Genomic DNA, 11,993 nt, shown 5'->3' on the forward strand with positions numbered 1-11,993 from the left:
CATGGCCGTCATCGAGCTGGGGCTCGTCACGGGGGACGACGAGGAGCCGCGCGCGCCCGCCCGGCGCCGGGTCCGCCCGGGTGACATCCGGATCCTGGCCGCCGTGGTCGCCGTGCTCTGCGTCGTCGCGGTCACCGGCTCGGAACCGCCCGAGTCCCACGCGCCCGTGACGCTGTGGAGCGTCCCGCTGCAGGGCGGCAGCGACTCGTTCGCGTCCGAGGGCAGCAACGTCTATGTGCTCTCTTCCGGCGAAGGTTATGGGGCGCAGCGTTCTCTCACCGCCTACGACCTGCGTAACGGCACCGCCAGGTGGTCCGTGCAGGGCGTGGACGACGCGACGTGGATCGGGTCGGTCACGGACGGCGTGCTCACGCTGCCCGCCGCCGGCACCACGGTCGAATACGAGAACAGCGACGGGTCCAAAGGTCTGCGCGAGTACACCCGGGACACGATCGCCCTCGACACCGCCACCGGTCAGGAGCTGTGGCGGCTGCGCGGCGAGTTCTTCTCGTCTGGCGGCGGGCGGGTGCTGCTCGGCGAATGGAACAGCGAGGGCAGCACCGTCAGCTCGTTGCGGGTGGTCGGGTTACGGGACGGGGTCACGGCCTGGAGGCGTACGGGCTCCGGGGCGCAGAGCTGGGTGACGACCAACGGCGTGCTCTCCGACCGGCTCGTCACCGCGACGGCGGAGGGCCTGGTGGAGGTGCTCGACTTCGCGGACGGGCACGTGGTGGCGACCCAGCGGCTGCCGTGGCAGCCCGCCGCAGACTCCTCGGAGCAGACCACCGAGCTGAGCGTCGAGGAGCACACGCTCTACCTGCGGACGGTCGACGGGGATCGGGGGCGGGTGGTCGCGTACGACACCGAGACCCTGCGTGAGCTGTGGCGGCTAGACAGCCGGCCCTTCGGCGGTTTCTACGCCTGCGGCCCGGTGATGTGCCTCAACGACGACAACGGCATCTCGGGGTACGACCCGGTGACCGGTCAGCTGCGCTGGCAGCGACCGGGCGGGGGCTACGCCTTCCCGCTGTACGACGACCGCCTCGTGGTCGACGAGGACCAGGACGGCTCCCGGCACTCCGTGATCGACGGCCGGACCGGCGCGACCCTGACCGACCTGGGCACCGCGACGCTCGTGTGGAGCTACACCGACGGATCCGACCAGGTGTACGCCCTGACCCGCACCACGCAACCACCCGGCGCGACGGCCGTCTCCGCGCTGGACAAGCGGACCGGCACGCTGGCCATGCGCGGCCTCATCCCCCAGGTCCAGGACTACGGCTGTCAGGCGGCGGAGAAACTGCTCGTCTGCGCCACCAACAACGCGCAGCTCTCCGTCACCGATCTGGCGTTCTAGAGTGCTTCAGGGCCTACGCCCGATTTCGGTGCCACCGGCGAGACGGGCGGCCCGGTCGGCCTCGGCGAGGGCGTCGAGCACGGCATCCAGTTCGCCGCCCAGAGCCAGATCGAGGTTGTACGCCGTGTAGCCGATGCGGTGGTCGCTGATCCGGTTCTGCGGGAAGTTGTACGTCCGGATGCGCTCCGAGCGGTCGACCGTCCGGACCTGCAGCTTGCGCGCGTCGGAAGCGGCCGCGTCGGCCTGCTCCTGCGCGATCGCCAGCAGCCGGGACCGCAGGATCCGCATCGCCGACTCGCGGTTCTGCAGCTGGCTCTTCTCGTTCTGGCAGCTCACGACCGTGCCCGTCGGCAGGTGCGTGATCCGCACGGCCGAGTCGGTGGTGTTGACGGACTGCCCGCCGGGCCCCGACGACCGGAACACGTCGACCCGCAGGTCACCGGGCTCGATCTGGACGTCGACGTCCTCCGCCTCGGGCAGCACCAGCACCCCGGCGGCCGACGTGTGGATGCGGCCCTGCGACTCCGTGACGGGCACGCGCTGCACCCGGTGCACGCCGCCCTCCCACTTCAACCGCGACCAGACCCCGTGACCACCGGCGGGTACGCCCTTGGTCTTGACCGCGAACGAGATGTCCTTGACCCCGCCGAGGTCCGAGTCCTGAGCCTCGATCACCTCGACGACCCACCCGTGACGCTCCGCATAACGGGTGTACATCCGCACCAGGTCGCCCGCGAACAGCGCCGACTCCTGGCCGCCCTCGCCGGCCTTGATCTCGACGATCACGTCCTTGGCGTCGTGCGGATCGCGCGGGATCAGCATCTCGCCGAGCTTCTCCTCCAGCGCGGGCAGCACCGCGGCGACGGCCTCGACCTCACTGGCGAACGAGGAATCCTCGGCTGCCAGCTCCTTCGCCGCGGCCAGGTCGGCGCGCGCCGCCTCCAGCTCGTTGTTGGCGGCGGAGATCGGCGCGAGCTCGGCGAAGCGGCGCCCGACCCGGCGCACGAGGGCCTGGTCGGAGTGGATGGAAGGGTCTTCCATCTGCTTCTCGAGCTGGGCGTACTCATCCAGGAGCTGACTCAGCCGGTCGTTACTCACTGCTTCTCCCTTATCAACACTCCTGGGCCGAACATGCCAACGGCGCCCGGCCCCGCTCAGTGCGGGTCCGGGCGCCGTGGAGGCAGTTACTTCTTCTTGGTACCGCCGGCGTTGACCTTCGCGTACTTCGCCTGGAACTTGGCGACGCGACCCGCGGTGTCCAGCACGCGCTGCTTGCCCGTGTAGAACGGGTGGCAGGCGCTGCAGGTCTCGACACGGATGTCGCCCTTGGCGGTGCTGCGGGTCTGGAACGTGGCGCCGCAGGAGCAGATGACCTCAGTGGCCGTGTACTCCGGGTGGATTCCGCTCTTCATGTTTACTCGGTCCCTCTCGATGAACGGGTCGCCGGGTCGCCGTCGTGCTGAAGGCGTGAACCGGAACCTTTACTGGCCGATGTATCAGTCTGCCATGCCGGGCACCTCCGGAAGAAATCGGAGGCGGCAGGTGGTACGTGGTCGATAACGTGAGGCGCCCTCGGGGCATTCCCCAAGCTGGAAGGAAAGTGCCATGACGCTGCTCGCTGACGTCTTCGACCCGGCCGACCTGGCCGCGGCGATCGAGGCCGGGCTGGTGCGGGTGCAGCGTCATCCCTCGAAGCCGTTCTCGATCTACAACTACACCGAGGCTGCGCAGTATTCGGGCGCCTGGACCCCGGTGACCCTGGCCTGCCGGGGCTTGATCATGGACTCGGATCTCGAGATCCTGGCGCGTCCCCTGAAAAAATTCTTCAACCACACCGAGTCGCACGCACCGGTCCTCGACCCCGCCGCGAAGGTTGTGGTCACGGACAAGCTCGACGGCTCCCTCGGGATCGTCTACCCGGACGGCGAGGGCTGGGCGGTGGCTACGCGCGGGTCGTTCGCGTCGGAGCAGGCTCAGCACGCGACGGAGATCCTGCGCGGGCGTTATGGGGCTTTTGTCCCGCCGACGGGGCTGACTGTGCTCGTGGAGATCATCTATCCGGCCAACCGGATCGTGGTCGATTACGCGGGGCTCGATGATCTGGTGCTGCTCGGGGCGGTGGAGATCGCCACCGGGCGGACGCACGGGCCCGAGGCGGTGCCGGAGTGGCCCGGGCCGGTTGTCGAGACGTTCGCCTATGCGACGCTCGCCGACGCGCTCGCCGCTCCGACCCGGGAGGGCCAGGAGGGGATGGTCGTGCACTTCGTCGACAGTGACGAGCGTGTGAAGATCAAGTACGCCGAGTACGTACGGCTGCATCGGCTGGTGACGGGGCTTTCCGACCGTACGGTATGGGAAGTGCTCGTGGCCGGTGGCGACCTGGACGCGCTGACGGAACCCCTGCCCGACGAGTTCCACGCGTGGGTGACCGGGGTCGCCACCGAGCTCGTCGCGGCCGTCGACGCGATGGCGGAGGACGTGGAGAAGGAGTTCGCGGCGATCGTGGCCGCCCTGCCCGACGGGTGGGGCCGGCGTGAATTCGCTGCTCAGGCGCTGAAGAGCCAGCACCGGGGCGCGCTGTTCCTGCGCCTCGACGACAAGGACTACCGGCCCGGGCTCTGGACCCTCGTGAAGCCCGCCGGAGCCCACTTGACGCCCGCCGCAGAAGGAATCTCCTGATGACCCGCCTGTTGATAACCCGGGGTCTGCCCGCCTCGGGTAAGACCACCTTTGCCCGCAAGCTGCAACCGAACGTCGTCCGGGTCAACCGCGACGACCTGCGCCGGATGCTGCACGGGCAGCGCCTCTTCACCCAGTGGGCCGAGGGGCAGGTCACGCACGCCCAGCGGGCCGCCGTCGAGGCCCTGCTGCGCGCACACGCCGATGTCATCGTCGACGACACCAACCTGCGGGGCAAGACCGTCCGCGAGTGGGCCGAGCTGGCCGCCCGGTTCCACGCGACGTTCGAGGTGCACGACTTCACCGACGTGCCGGTGGAGGAATGCATCCGTCGTGACGCGGACCGCCCGGCGGACGAGAAGGTCGGCGAGGAGCCGATCCGGCGCATGCACGAGCGGTATCTGAAGGGTAAGAACCTTCCGCTGCCGATCCCGTTCGTGGATCCGGGCGGCCCGGGGCTGGTGTACGAGCCGGACCCGGAGCTGCCCGCGGTGGTGCTCGTCGACATCGACGGGACGGTCGCGCTGATGAGCGGCCGGAGCCCGTTCGACTGGTCCCGGGTCGGTGAGGACGCGCCGAACCCGGCGGTGATCGCGGCGGTCCGGGCGATGCACGCCGCCGGGAACGCGATCGTGTTCTGCTCGGGACGTGACGAGGTCTGCCGCGAAGAAACGCGGGCCTGGCTGGACCTTTACGTGGATGTGCCGTACGAAGGACTATTCATGCGTCCGGCCGGTGACAGCCGTAAGGATGCGATCGTCAAGCGGGAGATCTTCGACCAGGAGATCAGCCCGCGCTGGCGGGTGGTCGGCGTGTTCGACGACCGTCAGCAGGTGGTGCGCATGTGGCGCGGTCTCGGGCTGACCGTGTTCCAGGTGGCTGAGGGAGACTTTTAAATGAGCGGGCAGGTGGGCAAGTACCCGCGTACTTTCCATCTGCCCGATTCCCCGGGTGCCACGAACGACGACCGGATCCAGCACGACCTGTCCTGGTTGGACGGGGAACTGGTGGTGACGGAGAAGCTCGACGGCGGCAACCTGACCTTCACCCGGGACACGATGTACGCCCGCTCCCTCGACTCCGGCACGCAGCCATGGGACGTTCCCGCGAAGGCGTTGTGGGCGATGACGGCGTATCGGATACCCGACGACTGGCGGGTCTGCGGGGAGTCGATGTGGGCCCGGCGCAGCATCGCGTACACAGAGCTGCCCGGGGTCTTCATGGTCTTCGGCATCTGGGACGAGACGAACACGCTGCTCGGCTGGGACGACACGGTGGACTGGGCGACCCGGCTGGAGCTCCCGGTGGTGCCGGTCCTCTACCGCGGGCTCAGCCTGAGCGAGGCCCGCGCGGCCTGGGCGCTGCGGTGCGACCCCGGGGAATCCGAGGGCTTCGTGGTCCGTAGCGCGGGGCGGATTCCCGCCGACGAGTTCACCCTCAAGCTCCTCAAGTGGGTACGCCCGGAGCACGTGCGTACCGAAGCCTCCTGGCGCCACCGCGACGACTTCGCCGTCAATGGTTTCGCATAGGGCAGCGGGTATCCTCAGCCGGATAGAAGTTGGGTCGTAGGTCCAGCTCCTCGTAGTAGCGATGGAACACCGGCGTGAGCCCGCCCGAGATCGGCGGCACGATCCACGTCCAGTCGGCCGGCACCGGGCGGCCCGCCTTCTCCTCGTTGCGCAGGTGTGTGATGAACCGCCGCGACTCGGTGTGATGGTCGGTGATCTTGACCCCGGCCCGTTCGTACGACCAGAGGACAGCCCGGTTCAGCTCGACCAGCGCGCTGTCCCGCCACAGCGACGATTCCCGGCTGGTGTCCAGGCCCAGCCGCTGCGCGACCAGCGGCAGCATGTCGTAGCGGTCCGGGTCGGCCAGGTTCCGGGCACCGATCTCCGCACCGAGGTACCAGCCGTTGAAGGGCGCGAGGGGATAGTTCACGCCGCCGATCGTCAGGCGCATGTTCGAGATGACGGGTACGGCGTGCCAGCGCAGCCCCAGCTCGGCGAACCAGCCGTGTTCGGGGTGGGTCAGGGGCACCTCGAGGACGGCGCGTTCGGGGAGGTCGTAGAGGCGTACGGGCTGACCCGGGACGTCGATGGCGAGCGGGAGGATGTCGAACGCCTCGCCCTTGCCCCGCCACCCGAGCCGCCGCACTGCCTCGGTGAACGCGATCTGGGCCGGGTCGCCCACGTGGCCGCCGTTCTCGTTGCGGTAGCCGGCGTAACGGATCAGCTGGTCGTTGTGGACGCGGGCGTGCGGCCGGCCAGGCTGAGCGGGCGCGAAGATGCTGATCACCGGCCGGATCCGGCCCTGCTCCCGGCCACCCCCGGCGGTCTGCAGGTGGTGCACCAGCAACTGGAAGATCTCATCGGCGGTACGCGCGCGGCGCCGGTCGAGCACCTGCAGGCTGCGCCAGTAGAGCCGCCCGATGCACCGGCTCGAGTTGCGCCACGCCATCCGCGCGCCGTGGCTGAGCTCCTCGGTGGTGTGCACATAGCCGCCGGTCGCCGCGATCTGCGCCCGCACGATGGCCAGCCGGGGCTCGACCGGTCCGAGGCGGGGATTCTCGACGTAGCAGCGGCGCAGGAAGTCCTCGGCCTCGCCCGGGTCGACCGGTGCCTCCGGGTCCCATGGCTCGGCCGGATGGTCCCGGTAACCAGGCACGATCATCGAGCGTCCTCCCCAGGTCGCGACGTGCTGGGAAGGTTCGCATGACCCCTTCTGGGTCGGAACGCACCTGATGTGCGACAAAGGGACGGTCACCTTGTCGGTGACCGTCCCTTTTTGTCTGGTGCTTACTCTCCGGGCGTGCTCTTCGCGATCTGCATCAGGAACTCGACGTTCGTGCGGCTCTGCTTGAGCCGGTCGAGCAGCAGGTCGAGAGCGGCGCCGGACTCGAGTGAGCTCAGCACCTTGCGCAGCTTGTGGATGATCGCCAGCTCTTCCTTGCCGAGCAGGATCTCTTCCTTACGCGTGCCGGACGGGTGCGTGTCGATGGCCGGGAAGGTACGCCGATCGGCGATCTTCCGGTCCAGCTTCAGCTCCGCGTTACCGGTGCCCTTGAACTCCTCGAAGATGACCGTGTCCATCATCGAGCCGGTCTCCACCAGCGCGGTGGCGAGAATGGTGAGCGAGCCACCGTTCTCGATGTTGCGCGCCGCGCCGAGGAACCGCTTCGGCGGGTAGAGGGCCGTCGAGTCGATACCACCGGACATGATGCGACCGGAGGCGGGCGCCGCCAGGTTGTACGACCGGCCGAGCCGCGTCACCGAGTCGAGCAGCACGACGACGTCGTGACCGAGCTCGACGAGGCGCTTGGCCCGCTCGATCGCCAGCTCGGCGACCGTGGTGTGGTCCTGCGGCGGACGGTCGAACGTGGCCGCGATGACCTCGCCCTTCACCGAGCGCTGCATGTCGGTGACCTCTTCGGGCCGCTCGTCGACCAGCACGACCATCAGGTGGCACTCGGGGTTGTTGTGGGTGATCGCGTTGGCGATCGCCTGCAACACCATCGTCTTGCCGGCCTTCGGCGGCGAGACGATCAGGGCGCGCTGGCCCTTGCCGATCGGCATCACCAGGTCGATGACGCGCGTGGTCAGGATGTGCGGCTCCGTCTCCAGCCGCAGACGCTCCTGCGGGTAGAGCGGGGTCAGCTTGTAGAACTCGGGACGCCGGCGGGCTTCCTCGGGCTCCATGCCGTTGATCGTGTCGAGCCGCACGAGCGGGTTGTACTTGTCGCGACGCTGGTCGCTGTTGCTCTCCCGCGGGGCGGCCCGGACGGCACCGGTGACCGCGTCACCGCGGCGCAGCCCGTGCTTCTTGACCTGCGACATCGACACGTAGACGTCGTTCGGGCCGGACAGGTAACCGGTCGTGCGGACGAACGCGTAGTTGTCGAGGACGTCCAGGATGCCGGCCACCGGAACCAGGACGTCGTCCTCGTTCACGTGCGGCTCGCGGGTCTCCCGGCCGCCACCGTCACGGCCACCACTGTCACGGCCACCGGTGATGGGGCCGCTCTCGGTGCCGTCGCGGTCCCGGCCGCGACGACGGTCGCGGAAACGACTGCGCCGGCTGCGCCGACCGCCTTCGCCGCCATCGTTGTCGTCGTCGTCCTGGACCTCGTTGCGCGGGCCACGATCGTTGCGTTCGACGTTGCGGTCGCCCCGATCGTTGCGGTCGTTGCGCTCGCCGCGATCGTTTCCGCGGTCGTTCCCGCCGTCGGGACGCTGCTGGTTGCGCTGACGATCGCGGTTGCGGTCGCCGCGCTCCGGCCGGTCGCCGCGCTCGGGACGCTCCGGCCGCTCAGCGGTCTCGGTGCCCTCGGTGCGGGTCTCGGCACGGTTGTTGTCCGTGCGGGTGTCGCTCTGCTCACGCGGCTCGCGGTCGGCCCGCTCCTGGCGCTCCCGACGGCTGCTGCGACGGCCCTGCTCGGGCTGCTCAGCGGCGGCGGTCGCGGCAGGCTGCGCCGGGGCCTCGGCCTGAGCCGGAGCGGCCTGCGCGGTCTCCACAACCGGGGCAGCCTGAACCGGGGCGGCCTGGACCGGGGCGGCCTGGACCGGAGCGGCCTGGACCGGCGCGGCCTCGGCTACCGGGGCTTTCGCAGCGACCGGGGCAGCCTGAACCGGGGCGGCCTGGGCGACCGGAGCCTGGACAACCGGGGCCTGGGCAACCGGAGCAACCTCGGAAACCGGGGCAGCGGCGGCGGACGACGAACCGTTGGTCCGGCGCGACCGCGGGGTGCTCTCGGGAGCGGCGGACGAGGAGCCGCCGTTCTGACGCTCCGAGATGGCAGTGATCAGCTCACCCTTGCGCATCCGGGCAGTGCCGGAGATGCCGAGGGAAGCGGCGAGACTCTGCAGCTCGGGCAGCAACATCGCGGACAGCCCCGTGCCGCCGCGGCGGCGCTTGGTGACTGCCGCGGTGGTGGCGCCGTCGTCAGCGACGTCAGAAACACCCGACGTCACGTCGGTGGTGTCGCTCAATGGATTCCTTCCGTCGAAAAAACCAAGATCACCCGGGTCTGCAGCAACCTGGTGGCCGGGTGCCCTCGGATCCCGCTTCGCACCTGCGGCGCGGGAGTTTGCAGCACGGCAGCTCGACGGTTTCCCGACCCGTCGGACATTGACGGATAGGTCTCGGCGAGTGCAGCGATCTGGAGACCTGCTGCTCGGCGTGTGCCTTGATGGGAATGAGACTGCCAGATCGGCAATTGTCTCGGGGGTGCGCGCCGAACCGCTGAGATCGCTTGCTTTGCGGCTGTGCCAGGTCTTGAGCTGTGCTAAGTCTTGAGCGGCGCTAAGACATGAGCGGTACTACGGCATAAGCGTAGTCAACTCTTACGACCTGCGGCAACAGGGTCCCGCTCGGCGTGTTCCACCATACTCCCTTATGCAAGGGCTCCGTCGACATCCACGCCCAACATCTCTGCGCGCCATTGTTCACCGGGGTGGAAATCCGCAGGTACCGGCCCTAATGCGAGCACCGTGGGACCCGCTCCGCTGACCACAGCCGGAACCCCGACAGATCGCAGGGCTGCGACCAGCGACGATGTCCCGGGCATCGCCTCGGCCCGGTAACCCTGATGCAACCGGTCCTCGGTCGCGGTGAAGAGCAGCTCCGGATCGTGCTGCAGGGCATGCACGAGAAGCGCTGCCCGTCCGGTGTTGAACGCGGCGTCCGCATGGGGCACGCTGACCGGCAGCGCGGCCCGGGCCGTCGCGGTCAGGCCACGTTCCTGAGGGACAAAAATGGTCGGCCGTACGCCCTGAGCAGTCGGCAACCGCACCGCCCGCGCCCCACCGGGCTCGGTCCAGGCGATCGTGAACCCGCCGAGCAGGCACGGCGCGACGTTGTCGGGGTGCCCCTCCAGCCGCGCGGCGATCCGCAGCGCGTCCTCGTCACTGATCTTCGCCTCGGCCAGCCCGCGCGCCAGTTGCACCCCGCCCACGATCGCCGCCGAGGACGAGCCGAGGCCACGCGCCTGCGGGATCCGGTTGACACACTCCACCGCGACCCCGGCCGGACGCCCACCCAGCTCGTCGAACGTGGCGAGCATGGCCTTGACGACCAGATGGGTCTCGTCGGTGGGCAGCTCGGTGGCGCCCTCCCCCGAGATCGCCACGGTGAAACGGTCGCCGGTGACGCGGGCGGACAGATCGTCGTACAGCGTCAGCGCCAGACCCAGGGTGTCGAAGCCCGGCCCGAGGTTGGCGCTGGTCGCCGGCGTGCGGACAGCAACCGGCTCGGTAACGAAGGACAGGCCCATGGGCCACATGCTAGGGGGTGATCACGAGCCGCCATCCTCCAGTACGGTCACCGCCATGACCATGTCCTACCTGTTCTCCATCGCCCTCGGGCACCTCCCGATGCTGGCCGTGCTGGTCGCCGGCTTCGTCCTGATCGGGATGCGCCGGGCCCACCTGAGCCGGCGCAGCGTGCTGATGGGCTACCTCGGATTGGGCGCACTGGTCCTGGCCGAGGTGCTCAGCGCGCTCTGGAGCGTCGCGCTCCCCCAGATCTACGCGTCGCTCGACTTCACGTCGTCGAGCTTCGGCATGGTCAGCCTGTCGGTGAACCTGGTCGCCGCACTGCTGTCGGCGGTCGGCATCGGCCTTCTCATCGCGGCGATCGTGACGCGGACCCACTCTCCCTCGGCAGCACAGCACGCCCCGAACTACCAGTGATCATTCGGCCGGGGAAGGTTGCCCGGCGACGGAGAGTTTCCGGGTCGCGATCCGCCAGCCGATCGCGTAGGTGACCGTGATCAGGCCGCAGCCGGCGAGGATGACCCGCTCGTCGACCCGGTCCACGAAGAAGGCGGCGCCCAGCTGGCTGATCGAGATGGCCAGGGTCGCCAGCATCAGATCCGTGGCGAAGACCCGGCCCCGCAGGTGGTCCGGGACCTCGGCCTGCAGGGCGTAGTTCGACAGGAACCAGTTCGTCCCGCCGGCGAAGTGCGCGACGAAGACGAGCGCTCCCACCAGCCAGAACCACGGCGCGAGGGCCACACCGACGTAGCCGAGGCCGTAGAGGCCCATCGACAGGGCCAGGCCGGGCAGCAGCCAGTTGCGGTGCCGCAGGACCGGGCGCATCACGAGCGGGCCGACGAGCGCCCCCGCTCCGCGCAGCGCGAAGAGCAGGCCCGCGCCGAGGGGGCCGACGGCGTACATCCCGGCCAGGAGCGGGAAGACGGTCAGGACCCCGTTGCCCAGGCCGACCGCCGATTTCACCGTGACCAGGGCGCGCAGCCGGGGCCGGGCGGCGATGTACTGGAACGCCTCCAGCAGGGCGTGCCAGGTGCGGACCGGCGCGGCGTCCGGATCGCGCGGGGCCTGCAGCGGCCGGCGGATCGCGACCGTCAGGACGACCGCCGCCAGCAGGCTCGCCGAGGCCGCCGCGAAGCTGACGTACGGGCCGAACGCGCTGCTCACGATGCCGCCGAGGGAAGCGCCGACGATCGTCATCGTGCCCCAGGCCGAGCCGGCGATCGAGTTCGCGGCCGCCAGCTCGTCCGGGTCGACGACGTTGGGCAGGGCCGCGGATGCCGCCGGGGAGTAGAAGGCCTTCGCCACGGCGATCGCGCCGATGGCCACCAGCGCGAGGGGTGCTGTCGCGGTTGTGCGTACCAGGAAGAGCAGGGTGGTCGCGAGCAGCGCGACCACATTCGCCGCGATCAGGATCTTTCGGCGGTCCACCCGGTCGGCGATCGTGCCGGTGTAGGGCAGCAGCAGGGCGTTGATGCCGGTGTCCACGGCCAGGACCAGCGCGCCCCAGACGCCGCTGCCGGTGAGCTCGGGAAGCAGGACGAGCAGCGGCACCATGACGAACCAGTCCGAGCCGAAGACGACCAGTTCGGCCACGAAGAGTCTGCGGAAGTCACGGTTACCGGTAAGGACCGAAAGCGGGGTGGGCACGTACGCAAACAGTACCGGCCGCCCCGCTGAGTGCGGGACGG

11 protein-coding genes are annotated in these 11,993 nt (G+C 69.6%); 5 read left to right on the top strand and 6 right to left on the bottom strand.

Features of this window, described 5'->3' with window-relative positions; all coding sequences use genetic code 11:
- Position 1 precedes the first annotated feature (1 nt).
- Complete coding sequence (locus Aco04nite_RS06755; protein ID WP_212996298.1) at positions 2–1,357, top strand: outer membrane protein assembly factor BamB family protein; 1,356 nt, start codon at positions 2–4, stop codon at positions 1,355–1,357.
- 6 nt (positions 1,358–1,363) lie between these two features.
- Here the strand turns inward: Aco04nite_RS06755 and prfA are convergent, their stop codons facing one another.
- Both prfA and rpmE read right to left on the bottom strand, forming a co-directional pair.
- On the bottom strand, positions 1,364–2,455 hold the full coding sequence (prfA, locus tag Aco04nite_RS06760) for a peptide chain release factor 1 (RefSeq protein WP_212996299.1): 1,092 nt from the start codon (positions 2,453–2,455) through the stop codon (positions 1,364–1,366).
- An 86-nt stretch (positions 2,456–2,541) separates the two neighbouring features.
- Positions 2,542–2,769, bottom strand: coding sequence for a 50S ribosomal protein L31 (rpmE, locus tag Aco04nite_RS06765; protein WP_212996300.1), 228 nt, complete (start codon positions 2,767–2,769; stop codon positions 2,542–2,544).
- A gap of 193 nt (positions 2,770–2,962) precedes the next feature.
- Between rpmE and Aco04nite_RS06770 the strand changes: the two genes are divergently transcribed.
- From Aco04nite_RS06770 to Aco04nite_RS06780, 3 genes are read left to right on the top strand one after another with little or no spacing between them, the layout of a single operon-like run.
- A complete protein-coding gene (locus Aco04nite_RS06770) occupies positions 2,963–4,036 on the top strand; it encodes an RNA ligase (RefSeq protein WP_212996301.1) in 1,074 nt (357 codons plus the stop codon).
- The gene (locus Aco04nite_RS06775; RefSeq protein WP_203839932.1) at positions 4,036–4,932 is read left to right on the top strand and encodes a phosphatase domain-containing protein; all 897 of its coding nucleotides are present in this window, start codon (positions 4,036–4,038) and stop codon (positions 4,930–4,932) included. The genes Aco04nite_RS06770 and Aco04nite_RS06775 overlap by 1 nt, the downstream gene beginning before the upstream one ends.
- Complete coding sequence (locus tag Aco04nite_RS06780; RefSeq protein WP_203839931.1) at positions 4,933–5,565, top strand: RNA ligase family protein; 633 nt, start codon at positions 4,933–4,935, stop codon at positions 5,563–5,565.
- On the opposite strand, the gene Aco04nite_RS06785 is transcribed toward Aco04nite_RS06780, so the two are convergent.
- The 3 genes from Aco04nite_RS06785 to thrB form a co-directional block, all read right to left on the bottom strand.
- Positions 5,549–6,706 carry a nitric oxide synthase oxygenase gene (locus Aco04nite_RS06785; protein WP_212996302.1) on the bottom strand — a complete coding sequence of 386 codons (1,158 nt, stop codon included), beginning with the start codon at positions 6,704–6,706 and terminating at the stop codon, positions 5,549–5,551. The two genes, Aco04nite_RS06780 and Aco04nite_RS06785, sit on opposite strands and share 17 nt — an antisense overlap.
- 125 nt (positions 6,707–6,831) lie before the next feature.
- Entirely contained in the window at positions 6,832–9,021 is a 2,190-nt protein-coding gene (rho, locus tag Aco04nite_RS06790) for a transcription termination factor Rho (protein WP_212996303.1), read from the bottom strand.
- Positions 9,022–9,425: 404 nt separating this feature from the next.
- Complete coding sequence (gene thrB / locus Aco04nite_RS06795; RefSeq protein ID WP_212996304.1) at positions 9,426–10,304, bottom strand: homoserine kinase; 879 nt, start codon at positions 10,302–10,304, stop codon at positions 9,426–9,428.
- A gap of 55 nt (positions 10,305–10,359) precedes the next feature.
- Between thrB and Aco04nite_RS06800 the strand changes: the two genes are divergently transcribed.
- Positions 10,360–10,722 carry a hypothetical protein gene (locus Aco04nite_RS06800; RefSeq protein ID WP_212996305.1) on the top strand — a complete coding sequence of 121 codons (363 nt, stop codon included), beginning with the start codon at positions 10,360–10,362 and terminating at the stop codon, positions 10,720–10,722.
- Here the strand turns inward: Aco04nite_RS06800 and Aco04nite_RS06805 are convergent, their stop codons facing one another.
- Entirely contained in the window at positions 10,723–11,952 is a 1,230-nt protein-coding gene (locus tag Aco04nite_RS06805; RefSeq protein WP_212996306.1) for an MFS transporter, read from the bottom strand. It abuts the gene before it with no gap.
- Positions 11,953–11,993: the final 41 nt, after the last annotated feature.

This window comes from Winogradskya consettensis (genome assembly GCF_018332715.1).
Classification (GTDB): domain Bacteria; phylum Actinomycetota; class Actinomycetes; order Mycobacteriales; family Micromonosporaceae; genus Actinoplanes; species Actinoplanes consettensis.